General features: G+C 51.0%; 14 protein-coding genes. 9 read left to right on the forward strand and 5 right to left on the reverse strand.

Annotated features, from left to right (window positions below; translation table 11 throughout):
- Positions 1–281: 281 nt before the first annotated feature.
- From HG66A1_RS05525 to HG66A1_RS05550, 6 genes are all read left to right on the forward strand, one after another.
- On the forward strand, positions 282–905 hold the full coding sequence (locus HG66A1_RS05525) for a helix-turn-helix transcriptional regulator (RefSeq protein ID WP_145181222.1): 624 nt from the start codon (positions 282–284) through the stop codon (positions 903–905).
- Between the two features lie 72 nt (positions 906–977).
- Complete coding sequence (gene sufC / locus HG66A1_RS05530; protein WP_145181223.1) at positions 978–1784, forward strand: Fe-S cluster assembly ATPase SufC; 807 nt, start codon at positions 978–980, stop codon at positions 1782–1784.
- Between the two features lie 106 nt (positions 1785–1890).
- Entirely contained in the window at positions 1891–3315 is a 1425-nt protein-coding gene (sufB, locus tag HG66A1_RS05535) for a Fe-S cluster assembly protein SufB (protein WP_145181224.1), read from the forward strand.
- Positions 3316–3440: 125 nt separating this feature from the next.
- Complete coding sequence (gene sufD / locus HG66A1_RS05540) at positions 3441–4781, forward strand: Fe-S cluster assembly protein SufD (protein WP_145181225.1); 1341 nt, start codon at positions 3441–3443, stop codon at positions 4779–4781.
- Between the two features lie 36 nt (positions 4782–4817).
- A complete protein-coding gene (locus tag HG66A1_RS05545) occupies positions 4818–5129 on the forward strand; it encodes a non-heme iron oxygenase ferredoxin subunit (RefSeq protein ID WP_145181226.1) in 312 nt (103 codons plus the stop codon).
- A 212-nt stretch (positions 5130–5341) separates the two neighbouring features.
- On the forward strand, positions 5342–5728 hold the full coding sequence (locus HG66A1_RS05550; RefSeq protein WP_145037367.1) for a metal-sulfur cluster assembly factor: 387 nt from the start codon (positions 5342–5344) through the stop codon (positions 5726–5728).
- Positions 5729–5820: 92 nt separating this feature from the next.
- On the opposite strand, the gene gatB is transcribed toward HG66A1_RS05550, so the two are convergent.
- The 4 genes from gatB to rpmB form a co-directional block, all read right to left on the reverse strand.
- Positions 5821–7299: an Asp-tRNA(Asn)/Glu-tRNA(Gln) amidotransferase subunit GatB gene (gene gatB / locus HG66A1_RS05555; protein ID WP_145181227.1), complete on the reverse strand. Its 1479-nt coding sequence runs from the start codon at positions 7297–7299 to the stop codon at positions 5821–5823.
- Positions 7300–7377: 78 nt separating this feature from the next.
- A complete protein-coding gene (gene gatA / locus HG66A1_RS05560) occupies positions 7378–8835 on the reverse strand; it encodes an Asp-tRNA(Asn)/Glu-tRNA(Gln) amidotransferase subunit GatA (RefSeq protein WP_145181228.1) in 1458 nt (485 codons plus the stop codon).
- A gap of 102 nt (positions 8836–8937) precedes the next feature.
- Positions 8938–9228 (reverse strand): Asp-tRNA(Asn)/Glu-tRNA(Gln) amidotransferase subunit GatC, encoded by a 291-nt coding sequence (gene gatC / locus HG66A1_RS05565; protein WP_145037373.1) that lies wholly within the window; start codon positions 9226–9228, stop codon positions 8938–8940.
- Between the two features lie 28 nt (positions 9229–9256).
- Positions 9257–9517, reverse strand: a complete 261-nt coding sequence (gene rpmB, locus HG66A1_RS05570) for a 50S ribosomal protein L28 (protein WP_145181229.1) — start codon at positions 9515–9517, stop codon at positions 9257–9259.
- 475 nt (positions 9518–9992) lie between these two features.
- On the opposite strand from rpmB, the gene HG66A1_RS05575 reads away from it, so the two are divergent.
- A complete protein-coding gene (locus tag HG66A1_RS05575; protein ID WP_145181230.1) occupies positions 9993–10268 on the forward strand; it encodes a carbon storage regulator in 276 nt (91 codons plus the stop codon).
- 496 nt (positions 10269–10764) lie between these two features.
- A complete protein-coding gene (solA, locus tag HG66A1_RS05580; RefSeq protein ID WP_145181231.1) occupies positions 10765–11907 on the forward strand; it encodes an N-methyl-L-tryptophan oxidase in 1143 nt (380 codons plus the stop codon).
- Here the strand turns inward: solA and ribA are convergent.
- Positions 11904–13154: a GTP cyclohydrolase II gene (gene ribA / locus HG66A1_RS05585; RefSeq protein WP_197996993.1), complete on the reverse strand. Its 1251-nt coding sequence runs from the start codon at positions 13152–13154 to the stop codon at positions 11904–11906. The genes solA and ribA overlap by 4 nt on opposite strands.
- Positions 13155–13760: 606 nt before the next feature.
- Here ribA and HG66A1_RS05590 point away from each other — a divergent pair.
- Positions 13761–16295, forward strand: coding sequence for a DUF1549 domain-containing protein (locus HG66A1_RS05590; protein ID WP_232106759.1), 2535 nt, complete (start codon positions 13761–13763; stop codon positions 16293–16295).
- Positions 16296–16398: the final 103 nt, after the last annotated feature.

Here is a 16398-nt window from a genome sequence, read left to right on the forward strand (position 1 = left end):
TCCGAATCAGGCGACCCTGATTGTTGTATGATACTATCAAATATAGATTTACGTTCCAAGACGATTCTGGAAAAACGAGCGAATTCCAGGGCGATTTTGAAACTGAATCTCAATTGATCAATTTTGACAATATTGGTTGTCAAAAATAATAAATCTGCCTAGGATGCTGGTATAAAGAATGAATCAAACGGGTGCTGACCCTCCGGCATAATCTGGAACAGGGAGCCCTGGAAAGTTTTCTCGAAACTGTTACCCCTTATTACTTTATGAGAGCACGACCAATGCGCGTTTCAATTGATGAAAATGATCGTAGCTTTCTGCTGGGGCTTAATCGTCTCAAGTCTGCCACTATTCAAGAGATTTGTGATCAGGAAGGCGTGACGGCAACGGCAGTCCGTCAACGGCTTGTGCGTTTACAGGGATTAGACCTGATTGCACGCACCCAGGTGAAAGAGGGACGAGGACGTCCCCATTACACCTATTCCGTGACCAGTCTGGGCATGCGGCTGTTGGGCGATAACTACGCTGAGCTGGCCAACATCCTCTGGGATGAGCTCAAGGGGATCGAGAACGAAGAATTACGCTGCCGACTGGCTTCACGTATTCAGACAGCACTGGTGCAGCAGTATGGAAAACACGTGGATGCACCTTCCCTGCATGGGCGGATGGAGCAGTTGAAGCAGGCTCTGGAAGAACGCGGGTTTGTTGTGGAACTGGATCATACCGGTCCATTACCGATTCTCCGGGAACATAACTGTCCCTACCACGATATTGCCAGTGCAGACGCTTCGATTTGTGAACTGGAACAAAGAGTCTTTGAACGCGTGCTCGGCACCAAGATGCATCTCTCCGAATGCTGTCTGGACGGGCATCATTGCTGTGAATTTGAAGCACAGACAAGTTAATTGAACACAATTCCGTTTTATGAGGTTTCCGAATTCGAGTCGAATTCTGAATGACAGGATGAATTACGAAAAATGAGTTTGTTGAAAATTACCGACCTGCATGTCTCAGTCAGTGGTACACCGATCCTCAAGGGGGTCAACCTGGAAATCAAACAGGGTGAGATTCACGCTTTGATGGGGCCTAACGGTTCCGGTAAAAGTACGCTGGCCTATGCAATGGCTGGTCATCCGAGTTACGAAATTACTCAGGGTAAAATCGAAATCGATGGCACGGATATTTCGGAGCTCGATCCGAATGAACGTGCTCGCCTCGGGCTGTTTCTGGCCTTTCAGTATCCTGTTGTGATTCCAGGAGTCAAAGTCGCCGACTTCCTGCGGCATGCGATGTCAAACGTTCGAGATCCGGAACGGAAAGAAGGCGAAAAGCTGATTCCGATGCGTGAGTTCCGTAAGGAACTGCGTGAGCAGATGAACGATCTGGGCATGGATCTCGAGATGGCTCGCCGATACCTGAATGAAGGTTTTTCGGGTGGTGAAAAGAAGCGGATGGAAATTCTGCAGCTGGCCCTGCTCAAACCCAAGTTCGCTGTACTGGATGAAACTGACAGTGGTCTGGACAGCGATGCGGTAAAAGTCGTGAGTGAAGGCCTGAGTCGTCTCTCCGGTCCGGAGATGGGCGTCTTGATCATTACGCACCACGAGCGGCTTCTGGAATTCAACGAACCACAGTTTACACATGTGATGCTGGCAGGTCGGATTGTGGAAACCGGCGATGCCCGGCTGGCTGCTGAGCTTCACGAACACGGCTATGCGAGTATTCGCGAACGTCATCCCGAAGCAGCTGCAGAGGAAGTTTCTGAAACCGTTGAGCCTGTCTAGTTGGCTGGCAGAGTTTTAGTGGCAGATAAAAAAGCGATCGAGTTTAAAACTAAACATCCTCAACATTGAGAGATGTATCCGTTAATACAAAGTGGGAGAAGTTGAAATGGCAACCAGGTTGGATACCAATTCGGAAAATGAAAGCGTTGATATTGGTGAATACCAATACGGGTTTCATGATCCCACCGACAAATATGTATTTACCGGCAAAAAAGGTTTGAATGCGGAAGTCGTCGCCCAGATTTCCGAGATGAAAAACGAACCGGCCTGGATGCGGGAATTTCGTTTGAAGTCATTTGAGATTTTCGAACAGAAACCGACTCCCGAGTGGGGTGGGAATTTATCCGAACTGAATTACCAGGACATTCATTATTTCGTTCGCGCCTCGGAAGGGCAGGGACGCAGCTGGGATGAAGTGCCTGATGACATTCGGAAAACTTATGACCGCCTGGGGATCCCCGAAGCGGAAAAGAAATTCCTCTCTGGAGTCAAAGCACAGTATGAATCCGAGGTGGTATATGGAAGCCTCCAGGAAGACCTGGCTAAGCAGGGCGTGATCTTTACCGATACCGATTCGGCCCTGCGTGATCATCCCGAGCTGTTGAAAGAATATTTCGGAACCATCATTCCACCCAATGACAATAAGTATGCTGCTTTGAATTCGGCTGTCTGGTCAGGTGGTTCATTCGTGTATGTGCCGCCCGGAGTTCACATCGAATTTCCTCTGCAGGCCTACTTCCGGATTAACTCGGAAAACATGGGGCAGTTTGAGCGGACACTGGTAATCGTCGATGAAGGGGCTTCCTGCCACTACGTCGAAGGTTGTACCGCTCCGACTTACAGCTCGGAAAGTCTGCACTCTGCTGTTGTGGAAATCATCGTGAAAAAAGGCGGACGCTTCCGCTATACCACGATTCAGAACTGGTCGAACAACGTCTATAACCTGGTGACCAAGCGGGCATTTGCCTATGAAGATTCGCTGATGGAGTGGGTCGACGGTAACCTTGGTTCTAAATTGACTATGAAATATCCCGCCATCTATCTGATGGGGGAAGGTGCCCGTGGAGAGACTCTCTCTATTGCCTTTGCCGGCAAGGGGCAGCATCAGGACGCTGGTGCGAAAATGGTCCACTGTGCTCCGAATACGTCCAGCCGCATTATTTCCAAGAGTATTTCCAAGGATGGCGGCCGATCCAGCTATCGTGGTCTGGTGAAGGTTGATCCTAAAGCGGATCACTGTAAATCCAACGTGGTCTGCGATGCCCTGCTGCTCGATCCGGAAAGCCGTAGTGATACATATCCCTACATTGAGATCGAAGACAATGATGTGGCAATCGAGCACGAGGCCAGTGTTTCCAAGATTGGTGAAGAACAGCTGTTCTACCTCATGAGCCGCGGCTTAACCGAGGCGGAAGCATCATCCATGATCGTCACTGGATTCATTGAGCCCCTCGTTAAAGAATTGCCCATGGAATATGCAGTCGAAATGAACCGACTGATTGAATTACAGATGGAAGGTTCGATTGGTTAATTCCCGAGGTCAGACTCAGGAGTTCAGTTCCATTATTCAAGTCATCAACTGGTTTACAGCGAGCATGGCCCGTGGCCGAATTGACTCGCACTGATTCCGATATTGAAAGTAATACAGAGAGTACAATGAGCACTCCGTCCGTGAATACGTCTGCTGAAATTCCCGCCGGTTTTGGTGAAGCAGCATTTGAAGCATTTCTGGCCACGCGTGACGAGCCGGCCTGGGTTACCGAATCCCGGCGTCAGGCATTTCAGCGTTACCGCGAGCTTCTGGAAACGGAACTCGATCCGGAAGAGTGGCGACGGGTTGATTTACGTGCCCTGCGTCCAGACCGGTTTCAACTGTGTACAGCACAGGCTGAACAGTCAGCTGCACCGGAAACGGAAACACTGCTCACCGGACAGGCTGATTTTGCTGGTCATGTGAAGCACACAGACGGGCAGTTGATCTCCAGCGAAATGTCGGAAGAACTGGCAGCCAAAGGAGTGATTTTTGGCGACCTCGCGACAGTGGTTCGCGAACATGGCGAATTGATTCAGCCCTATTTTATGACCCGGGCTGTTGACAGTCAGCGTGATCGCTTTTCCGCATGGCACGCTGCATTCTGGACTGGTGGAACCGTTCTGTATGTGCCTCGTAATGTGGTTGTGGATGCTCCGCTTCACAGTCTGATCACTCTTCAGGCTGACAAGGCGGCTGACCTGAGTCACACGCTGGTCATTTTGGAAGAGGGGGCCTCCGCAACTCTGTTGGAAGAAACCACTTCCGTGAGCGATGATCTGCTCGGGCTGCATGTGGGGGCCGTTGAACTGCTTCTCGCCAAAGAGGCACGCCTGCGATACGTCCAGTTGCAGAATTGGAATCATAAGGTGTGGCATGTTGCCCATCAGGCGGGGCGAGTCGAAAACAACGGCTTCCTGCAGTGGACCGTCGGAGGAATTGGTGCCAAGCTGGCTCACATCCATCAGGATGTCGTTTTGGATGGCCGTGGCTCTGAAGCTGAAGTCAATGGTGTGACCTTCTCGACTGATAATCAGATCCATTCGTTCTACACGCAACAGTCACATAATGCAGCTGAAACACGTTCTGACCTGCTGTATAAGCAGGTTCTGCGGGATCAGGCCCGTTCCATCTGGCGTGGGATGATCCGTGTCGAAAAAGAAGGCCAGCAGACAAACGGCTATCAACGTAACGATTCTCTCATGCTTTCGCCCACCTGTCGGGCCGATGCGATTCCAGGGCTGGAGATCGAGGCAGATGATGTACGATGTACACATGGTGCGACGGCCGGGCGCGTTGATGAAGAGCAGATCTTCTATTGTATGTCACGAGGCATGTCCGAGTATGAGGCCATGCATATGATCGTGGAAGGGTTTTTCCAGACCGTATTCGATCGAATCCCTGTCGAGGCCGTCCGTGAGACGCTGAATCAGGCGATTATCAAAAAATTGGGTTTTGGTCGGTAAATTTTCACTGGATACAGACAATAGAGTAATAGACAAATGCTCGACTTTGAAGAAATCGCATCCATTGACGATTTTCAGGATGCTGACCGTCTGGAAGTATTCGTTGAAGATACTCCCGTGCTACTGATTCGTGCGGGGGACCAGTACTTCGCGATTGAAGATGTGTGTACGCATGATGGTCAGCCATTGACTGATGGGTGTATTGAAGAGGGGGCGATCGTTTGTCCCCGCCATGGTGCTCGGTTTGATTTACAGACCGGTAAAGCACTCTGTATGCCTGCCACCAAGCCCGTACGTACATTTGTGGTAGAAGTTAGAGATCGTAAGATCTTTGCTAGAACTAACTAAAGACTTCTTGTGCGTATTTTGTCGGGCTTTTTCAGGTCGTATTCAATTAAAGCAAGAACTAATGCCTCTTTGAGGCTGTATTCTAATAATCATATTATTAAGCAGAATTACTGAGTTTTCTTTACAAGCTTGCAAGGTTCTGTTTGGTATCAGGTAAATTTAAAAAGTGATCGAAACAGGGCGTCATCACTTCCAAGAGGAGAAGCAGAACCATGTCCGATGAATCCAGAGACGAGACTGGAGAAAAGAAAGAAGAGAATCAGCTACCGGTATTCTCTGCATTCAAAGGGGTAGGCGGCGATGATGCGCTGGTTGAAGCGTTGAAGCAGGTCATTGATCCCGAATTAAACATCAATATCGTGGATCTGGGACTCGTTTATGAAATTCTTCGGTCGGAAGAAGATCCGTCCAAGGTCACCGTTTCCATGACGTTAACCAGTCCTGCTTGTCCTGCCGGTCCACAGATTATCACGCAGGCCAAGATGGCGCTGGAGAGAGTGGATGATGTGAATGAAGCAACCATCCAGCTGACAATGACTCCCCCCTGGTCGCCTGATTTGATGACCGACGACGCACGAGATGAACTGGGGATTTTCTAGACGCGATGTTTGACGAGGAATGGCTGAATGCTCGCCAGCCATTCCGGTTGCATGTCTGAACGAAGCCGTCGCTCGTTTGGAAATATCCGTGTTCAGCTCATTTTCTTGATCAGGAGTTCTCTGACAACTTTTGCATCAGCTCCTTTGATTTCCCGCATTACCTGGCCAATCAACGCTCCGACCGCAGCCTGTTTGCCGCTCTGGAAGTCGGCGACTGCTTTCTCGTTTTTCGCGACAACAGTCTCGACGATCGCTTCCAGTTCTCCGGTGTCTGAAACCAGGCCCAGGCCTTTTTCGTCAATTACTGCTTGAATTCGCTCAACGCTTGAGGCGTCTTCTTCCAGCAGGACCTGAAATACGGTGCGGGCACTTTTGATTGTGATCTCACTGGCTTCAACTTTCTGGAGTAAGGCTGCCAGCACTTCAGGACGGATAGGAAAGTCAGCGATCTGACAGCTCCGCTCGTTTAATTCCCGCTGAACGTCCTGGGTGACCCAGTTCGCTGCCTGTTTACCATTGTCACATCCCTGGGCTACCGTCTCAAAATAGTCTGCAAAAGCAATCCCCTGATCGATGATAACTGCAGCGTCGTAGGTAGAAAGCCCATAGTCGGCTTGGAACCGGTTTCTGCGGTTCGCGGGGCGTTCACAAAGTTCGTTCATGACCTCTTCGCGTTCCGCATCGGTTACCGTAACCGGGGCCAGGTCCGGATCCGGGAAGTAGCGATAGTCAGCGACGTCTTCCTTGCTTCGTTGGCCCAGTGTAATACCTCGGTCCGCATCCCAACCTCGGGTCTCTTTAAATACCTCTTTTAGAGTCAGACCGGTCTTCTGCCATTCTTCCCACTGGCGTTTGACTTCGTACTCGATCGCCTGTTCGACCCCTCGGAAGCTGTTGAGGTTTTTGATTTCGACAATCGTTGTGGCGATCGCATCGCCGTTTTCCTGGTGGATGTGCAGGTTCACGTTGGCATCACAGCGCAGGCTCCCTTCCTGCATATTACAGTCGGAGACGTCAATGTAAGTCAGGAGCAGTTTCAGTTCTTCCAGGTATTTACGCGCTTCCTGTGCCGAGCGCAGATCGGGCTCGGAAACGATCTCCACCAGGGGGGTGCCACACCGGTTGAGGTCGACTTTGCTGTCCTGGCCCCGTCCTGATTCGTCGTGACTGTTTTTTCCGGCATCTTCTTCGAGGTGGGCACGGATGATGCCCACTTTTTTCGTTTCACGCGTTTCCGGATCGATTTCGATTTCCAGCCAGCCATTCTGGCTCATGGGGAGGTCGTACTGGCTGATCTGATAGGCTTTGGGTAGGTCTGGATAATAATACTGTTTACGGTCCCATTTGGTGAAGGACGGAATTTCACAGTTGATGGCCAGACCGGTTTTCATGCCTAAGCGAAATGCTTCACGGTTCAGCACTGGTAGTGCGCCGGGTAATCCCAGGCAGACAGGGCAGGTCTGTGTGTTCGGCTGATCCGGGTTAAACTTCGTGGAGCAACCGCAGAAAAGTTTGGTTTTGGTCTGTAACTGCACGTGGACTTCAAGACCGATAATCACCGTATAGTCCATGATGTCACGCTACCCTTTATATCAATGTCTGAGAAATTCAAAATTCGTATAGTCTGGTTTGCCAGGATTCGTTGAGGATCAGGCTGGTCGTCGCTGGTGCCAGTCTGTTTCCCGTTCGAACATACGGGCAGCTCGCAGGAGGCGTTCTTCTTCCAGTGGCGGTGCGAGCAGTTGCAGTCCAATCGGTAGCTGATCCTGGCTCATGCCTGCGGGAATTGAAATGCCGGGAACTCCTGACAGGTTGGCACTGGTGGTGAAAATGTCGGCCAGATACATCGCCAGCGGGTCATCGATCAGTTCGCCAATCTTGAAGGCGGGAGTGGGAGTGACCGGCGTGGCAATAATGTCAACATTCTGGAACGCCTGTTCGAAGTCATTGCGGATCAGGCGTCTGACTTTGAGTGCCTTGAGGTAATAGGCATCGTAGTAGCCTGATGAAAGGGCATAAGTCCCCAGCATGATCCGGCGTTTCACTTCGTCGCCAAATGCTTCTCCCCGACTGGCGGCATACATGTCGACCATGTCTTCAAACTGATCAGCGCGACGCCCGTAGTGCACCCCGTCATAGCGGGCGAGGTTACTTGAGGCTTCTGAAGGGGCAATAATGTAATAGGTGGCAACGCAGTATTTCGCGTGTGGCAGTTCAATCGGAATCAGTTCCGCGCCCAGAGATTTGTAAACATCCAGGGCTGCCTGAGTGGCTGCTTTAACCTCTTCGTTCAGGCCCTCGACATGCTGATCTTCCAGGTAGCCGACTTTGAGGTTTTCCAGTGGCTGTTCCAGGTTTGTCGTATACTCGGGGACGGGGGAGTCCAGGCTGGTAGTGTCCCGCTGATCTTTTCCTGCAATGACTTCCAGCAGCAGGGCGGCGTCAGTGACGTCTCGTGAAAAGGGGCCGATCTGATCGAGTGAGCTGGCGAATGCGACCAGACCATAACGGGAGACGCGGCCATATGTTGGCTTCAATCCTACAACACCACAAAAGCTGGCTGGTTGACGAATTGAACCACCGGTGTCGCTGCCCAGCGATAGAGGACTGAACCCGGCAGCAACTGCAGCAGCAGAACCACCGCTGGATCCCCCGGCAGCGTGGGCTGTATTCCAGGGGTTGGCGGTTGTTTTAAAAGCGGAATTTTCGGTCGAAGAACCCATGGCGAATTCATCGAGGTTGGTTTTGCCAATCAGAATGGCGTCAGCAGCTTTGAGTTGCTCGACGATGTGAGCATCATAGGGAGGCTGAAACTGTTCCAGCATCCGACTGGCACACGTTGTGGCGCTCCCCTTTGAGCAGATGTTGTCTTTAACTGCGACCGGGATCCCAGCCAGCTTACCCAGCGGTTCACCTGCCTGGCGTTTGCGGTCCACTTCACGAGCTGCATTCAAAGCGGCTTCCTGCTGGATCGAAAGGAATGCATTGATGTCACCATCGCGCTGGGAAATCGCTTCCAGGCAGGCGGCGGTGATCGCTTCGCTCGTGAGTTCTCCCGCGTTCATTTTTGACAGCAGATCGCTGGCAGTGGCTGACGTGATTGACATGGGATGTTCGGTCTCCCTGTAAGTTGGAAAGGCCCGACTTGTCAGCAAGTCGGGCCTGGAGATGATTGCTTTGATGTACTCAATGTTCAAGCCGCCGGCCGATTACAGGATCGCGGGTACGAGGAAATATTTTCCATCGGTCTGGGGAGCATTGGACAGCGCCTGTTCCCGGGGCAGGCTTTCGCGAAGCTCGTCTTCCCGAAAGACATTGGAGATCTCGATTGCATGCGCCATCGGCTCGACAGACGATGTATCCAGCTCATCCAGCATGGCGATGTATTTCAGGACGGACCCCATCTGTGTTCCCAAGGCCTCTAGCTCTGTTTCGGAGAGTTTCAGGCGGGAAAGGCTCGCCACTTTTTCAACTTCTTCACGGGTGAGTTGCGTGCTCATCGTGTGTGGCTTTCAGCAGAAGGGCCTGTTAGGTGCTAGGCAGGCTGAATGGCTTACGAGCGACGGCTTTGGTCACTTTGCCAGAGCGGATGCACTGAGTGCAGACCCGCTGTGTCTGTACGCTGCCACCCACCTGAACCCGGATTTTCTGCAGGTTCGGACGGAATACGCGCTTCGAGACACCGGTTGTCTGACGACCGTTACCGCCCAGGTACTTATATTTACCACGCTGGCGAACGCGATTACCGATTACGGGAGTTTTGCCACAGGCATCACACTTTTGACCCATTTGTACACTCTTTGTCTATCTAGTGGGTTCTGAAATTATTCAGCTCGAGCTGATTTCAATTGACGTAAAGCGACCGTAGACGAATAGATTCGGCCATTTGAAGAACCCAATAGTATATTTGCCCGGTCTGAGAATGCAACCGATGCTGCTGACTTATCGTTTACTGCACAGGGAAAAATTGAAAAATGTGTCCCCAAAATGATTCTGGAGAATTGAAAATTGTACTATTGGGGACAGTTTTTTTGAAATTCGTCCTCATCGCATTCGTGGCCAGCAGGAATTGAAAAGGTGTTAAGTCTCAATATGAAAGGGTATTACGGAAAATGTGAAAAAGAATCTCTGTGATTGGCACGCGAATCGCAATTGTCTTTATGGCATGAGACATGAGTCGCTTGTGGACAGGTAGACTTTGACTCAGGTAAACCAAACTATGACAACCAGATTCAGTTTAAATAATAAGTAAGGAGTGATGATCATGCTGGTTTTGACACGGAAGTTGGCTGAAGGAATCCGAATTGGTGACGACATCCTGGTGAAAGTGATTCGGACGGGAAAAGGTTCCATCAAAATCGGCATCGATGCACCCGACGACATGCGTGTGGTTCGGGCAGAACTGCTTGACGAGGAAATAGAGATTGAGAGCAAGCCGGTCGTCAAAAGCCTGGGAAAGCATCAGGACAGCGACGGCCTGTCTGAGACCAATACCCTGGGGACGCTGTCTGTCGTCGAGGCAGCTCGTCTGGTTTGTTAATCCATGAACAGATCGCTGCTGACATGGCGTCGCCCAGGGGGGGATTTTTACCAGGGTGGTTGTGTTCCGAGGAGTAAAGGCAGCTCTGACGAGCAGTAGCGATGCGGTGAGGAAGAGATGTACGACGAAGCAGGGGACTGTAGTGACAGGAGTGGCTAGGATGGGTTGTTAACGTGAAGTGACAAGTTATTCCGGTTGACTGCAGCTCTTTGCGGGCAGGAAATGATCGAATCCTGATGGTTTTCTGTGTTGTCATTAATTACCGGGTGTTCCAATCTGATGGTCAGTGTGTATGTGGGGTAGGTTGACTGTCATTTGAAGAACACCCGGTAATTTTTTGCGCGCCGGGAAATTGAGAACAGCTGTCTGGCGGACGCTCCCTGCCAATCGCGATTGACGATTGGCATCTCAAGTGATCATAATCAAATAGAGGGGTTGAGATGCGCTGTAGAACTCATTCACCACAGAACTGAGATTAGAAAAGGCGGATTCCGCGATGCCCGTTCACGTAGACTATCTGGTGCTGGGCTTAGGGGGCATGGGGAGCAGTGCCCTGTATCATTTAGCGCGTCGGGGCTTGAGGGTGCTCGGGGTCGAGCAGTTTGGTATCGCCCATGACCGGGGCAGCTCGCACGGTGAAACGCGTATTATTCGCAAAGCATATTTCGAGCATCCCGATTACATCCCCCTGCTGCAGCGGGCTTATACTCTGTGGGAAGATCTGGAGCAGGAATCCGGAAAGTCACTGTTGAATCTGTGTGGGTTGATGGTCGCCGGGCCTCCTGAAGGCGATGTCATAAAGGGAGTGCATCTCGCGGAAGACAGACACGGCGTCCAGGTGGAAACACTGGAGACGGCCGAGGCACGGAGACGCTTCCCCGGCTTTCAGCTTCCAGAGGGCTTCGAAGTCACATTTGAACCCGAGGCTGGTTTCCTGCACGTGGAAGAATGTGTGCAGGCTCACATGGATTGTGCACTCAACCATGGTGCGCAGATCGTATTGCACGAGCCAATTGAATCGTTACTTGTGACTGAAACGGAAATCGAAATTCAGACCGCTAATCAGCACTGGGTGGCCGAAGGCGTAATCGTCACTGCGGGAGCCTGGGCAGGTGAATGCCTCAAGGAATTGCAGCTTCCACTGGAAGTCGCCCGCAAGGTCCTGTTTTGGAATCCGGTTCAAAGCCCGGTTTACAATTTGGATCAGGGGGGATGCGGTTTCCTCTGCCAGATGCCCTTTGGTGAGTTTTATGGGTTCCCTTCACTGGATGGGAAAACGGTTAAGCTGGCGGAGCATACCGGTGGTGACCTGGTAACTGATCCGACCAACGTGAATCGAGAGCTTCTAGAGTCGGACTCCACTTCGATAGGCCGTTTTGTGGACGAAGTGATGTCAGGGCTGAGTCCTGAACCCGAGCGGCACGCCGTCTGTATGTATACACGTTCTGCAGACCGACACTTTATTATCGATCAGCATCCTCAGAACCAGCGACTGGTGTATGGAGCAGGTTTCTCAGGGCACGGTTTTAAATTCGCCTCGGTGATGGGCGAAATCCTGGCCGACCTGGTGACTGAGGGCAAAACCAGCCACCCGATCGATTTTCTGAGAGCGGATCGATTCCAGGGGGCCGGTAACTAGTCAGCTGGACTGGCGGGAAGGATGTGTCCCATCTTATCCCGTTTGGTCTGCAGGTAGAATTCACGATCTTTGTGTGGTGGCGCTACAATCGGCACCTGTTCTACCACTTCCAGGTTGAATCCGGTGTAGACATCGGAATCGGTCTTCTTGGGATTATTCGTCAGCAGCCGGACTTTGGTCAGTCCCAGATCTTTGAGGATCTGCACACCTACCGTGAAGTCGCGGCTGTCTGCTTTGAAGCCGAGTTTGATATTGGCTTCAACGGTGTCATAGCCCTCATCCTGCAGCACGTAGGCTTTCAGTTTCGGGATTAATCCAATGCCACGGCCCTCCTGCGGGAGATAGACCACAGCACCGGTTTTTTCGCGACAGATTGCGTCCATTGCCATGTGCAACTGGTCGCCGCAGTCGCAGCGAAGCGAATCCAGCAGGTCCCCGGTAAAGCACGAAGAATGCATGCGGATCAGGGGGGCTTCCACGGATGAGAGATCTCCCCAGACCAGCGCCACAGGTTGCTGACCTTCGTGTTCGACCGAGTATCCAATAACCTGGACGGTGCCGTAATTCTTAGTGTTTATGGGGACTTCGACTTCGCGGTGGACCAGCTTTTCGCTGATGTAGCGATGTCGGATCACCTCGGCGGTGGAAATGATGGGGATATCAAACTCTTCAGAAATCTCTTTGAGTTCCTCGGCATCCGCCATACCGAACCCCTTTTGGCTCAATATTTCAATCAGCACACCAACCGGTTTCATGCCTGCCATCTGTAAGAGATCGCCGGTAGCTTCAGTGTGACCGGCTCGACGTAAAATTCCGCCCTGTTTGGCAAGCAGGGGGTGAATGTGCCCCGGGCGAACGAAATCGCTGGCCTGAGCGTTCTCATCGCTGAGTGCCTTGATCGTAATGGCACGGCACTCGGCACTGACTCCGGTGCCACTGTCCTTGTGGTCGATGGGAATCAGAAACTGGGTCTGGTTGGGGGCAGTATTTTCTTCAGGGCCGACAATCGGGTTTAACTGTAGACGGTTTGCAACCTCTTCGGGCAGCGAAACGCAAAGCTCACCACTCCCGTATCGCAGCAGGAACTGCACGATTTGAGGGGTAATTGCCTCAGCGGCGACTATGAAATCTCCTTCGTTTTCCCGCTCGCTGGAGTCCGTCACAATGACCGGTTTGCCTGCCTGCAACTGTTTGAAGACATGCTGGATTTTGGGAAGCGGGGAATCTTGTTTAGGAGAATCAGACATGGGAGTGCTTCAATGCCGCCGGTAATTGAAAAAATATGGAATCTTAAAAAATTCTCCTGCGGAAAGGTCCGACAGTAAAATCTTATGCTAGCTTTATTCTATAGAAGTGTGTTTGACTGGCAATCATAGAAATCCGCTTTTTGTCAGAACGCTTTGATTCAAACTGAAAACGGGAGTTTCGCCCCTGTTTTAAAGAGGGGAGACTTTGGTCTGGATCTGCCATCCGGGAGATTTCAACTGGTTATACCAGTCATGACGCTTCCAGTTGTGTCAGGGTTCAGTTTGACTTGTTTCAGATTTGAGTGTGTTCATATGTTCGTAAATATATGAGAAGCGGTTTTAAAATGTTGACAATTCAATCAACTTTGATACATTGAAGTATTAGGAAAACTCTGTTAAGAAATTAGAGTGCTCCTGCCCACAACGATTAGCCAGACGGTGAGGACTGTCTGGTGAACTTACCTACAAAAGCTTACCTGACCAAAACCAACCAAAGCGTTTGCCATAATCAATCGTAATTGAGAGTAGCGTCTGCCTGAGATCTCGCAAACTGGATTGCCGACAGACCTCATCAAAGAACAACTCAGTCACACAGGAGTTTGACGTATGGACTTCCGAATTCAAGGCTCTCGGACCCCTCAGATCCTTATGCTCAGCGGCGTGCTGGCCCTGTTGCTTGCCAGTGGAGCAGGTATTACAGAAGTTCGCGCTGCCACCGCAGAAAAAGCAAAAGTGGATTTCAAGGAACTCCAGATCGGTCCGCATGCAGGTGGTTTTGAAAAACTGCAACTGCGGGGGCCGGACTCACGTCAGCAGGTCATCGTGACCGGCGTGCTGCCGACTGGCAAACTGCTGGATGTGACTCGTGACGTCACCTTCAAAATTGCCAACCCGGAAATGGCAACGATTTCCAGTGACGGGTATCTCACTCCGCTGAAAGATGGAGAGACCAGTCTGATTGCGACATCGAAAGATGGCAAGACCGCTTCGATTCCTGTTGCCATCAGCGGCATCGCGACTCCAGACGCCATCAACTTCAAAAACCAGGTTGTGCCCATCTTTACCAAATTGACCTGTAACAGTGGTGGCTGCCATGGTAAGGCCAGTGGTCAAAATGGTTTCAAACTGTCATTGCTCGGTTTTTATCCTGAAGATGATTATGAGTTCCTCGTTAAAGAAGGCCGTGGCCGTCGTCTGTTTCCAACATCTCCAGCAGAAAGCCTGCTATTGATGAAGGGGACTGGTGTGACTCCTCATGGTGGCGGAAAGCTGATCAAGCAGGATTCTTACGAATATCGACTGCTCTACCGTTGGATTGAGCAGGGAATGCCTTACGGGAATGAAAGTGACCGGAGCGTTGCTTCAATCAAATGCTATCCTCCTACCCGCACCATGGGACAGGAAGAAGAACAGCAGATTTCCGTCATCGCGACTTACTCAGATGGTTCTACAGAAGACGTGACCCGGATGGCTCTGTTTGAAGCCAACGATACAGAAATGGCCGAAGTCAACAAAACCGGTCTGGTCAAAACATTGAAGCTCTCTGGTGAGGTTGCCATCATGGCGCGCTACCAGGGTCAGGTCTCTACCTTCCGTGCTACGATTCCCTTGGGTATCGAGGTGGCAAATCTTCCAGAAAAGAAGAATCTGATCGACGAAGCCGTATTTGGTAAACTGAAAGAACTGGGTATTCCACCTTCACCAGTTGCCGATGATGCGACCTTCATGCGTCGCGTGTATATCGATATCACAGGTGGCACTCCGAGTGAAGAAGAAGTCAAGAGCTTCCTGGCCGACAAAGATCCTGCCAAGCGGGATAAGCTGATCGATAAATTGATCGACAGCCCTGCCTATGCGGATTACTTTGCCAACAAGTGGAATATGGTTCTGCGGAATAAAAAACTGCAGCCCGTTGATATTGCTGGTACGAACGCCTTCTATCAGTGGATCTGGGACAGCCTTTACGAAAACAAGCCGTACAACGAATTCGTCGGTGACATTCTCTCCGCTTCTGGTGAGTTCCGTCAGAATCCGGCTGTCGTCTGGTATCGTGAAGTAAACACAGTTGAAGAACAGGTTGAAGACACCGCCCAGTTATTCCTGGGGCTGCGAATTCAATGTGCCCGTTGTCATCACCATCCCTTCGAAAAATGGAGCCAGGATGACTACTATGGTCTGGCCGCCTTCTTCAGTCGGGTGGGAAGCAAAGATCCGACCATCGGTTCAATCGGCACCCGTGGATTCCGCGACAAACGCGTTTACCACAAAGAAGGGGTTGCGACCGCCAAGAATATCCGTTCTGGTGAAAGCCTGAAGCCAACCGCGCTGGGAATGCGGCCCATGGAAATCAGTCCGGAACGTGATCCCCGTGTCGCTCTGGTACAATGGCTTTCACGGACGGATAATCCGTTCTTCGCGAAAGCACTGGTTAACCGCTACTGGAAACATTTCTTCGGTCGCGGCATTGTGGAGCCTGAAGATGACATGCGGGCCACAAACCCACCTGCAAACCCCGAACTGCTGGACGGTCTGGCCAAACACTTTGTTGAGAGTGGTTTTGACCTGAAAGAACTGGTACGTCAGATTTGTCGTTCCAATGCTTACCAGCTCAGTTCTCTGCCCAACGAGTATAACCTGAAAGACAAGCAGAACTTCTCCCGCTATTATCCTAAGCGACTCACAGCAGAAGTGCTGTATGACGTCTTCCATCAGGTAACGAACTCTTCGCAGCGATTCTCTGGTCTGCCCGCTGAAACTAAGGCGATTCAGATTACCGATGCGACATCTGCTCCTTACTTCCTTAAGGTATTTGGTCAGCCACAGGCAGATACTGCCTGCGAGTGCGAACGTTCTCAAAGTGCCAACCTGGCTCAGAGTCTGCACCTGCTGAATAGTAAGGAAGTCCAGGACAAAATCACCGGTGCTTCCGGTCGGGCTGCCATGCTCGCCAAGGATACGAAACGTACCGATGAAGAAAAGGTCAATGAATTGTATCGCTGGGTTTATGCCCGTGCTCCCAAGGATGAAGAAATGAAATTTGCTCTGTCCTACATCGCACGGCATAAAGAGAAACCACAGATCGCCTACGAAGATATTATCTGGGCGCTGATCAACACTAAAGAATTTCTGTTTAACCACTAAATTGGAATTCTGATAAATCTCTCTGAAATTTAAGCTGGCAGCCATTTTAGGTTTAGACAGGGGCTGTCAGCTTTTTTAGAATAAACTTCAGTAATCCCAGACT

Source organism: Gimesia chilikensis (genome assembly GCF_007744075.1).
GTDB classification, from domain to species: Bacteria; Planctomycetota; Planctomycetia; order Planctomycetales; family Planctomycetaceae; genus Gimesia; species Gimesia chilikensis_A.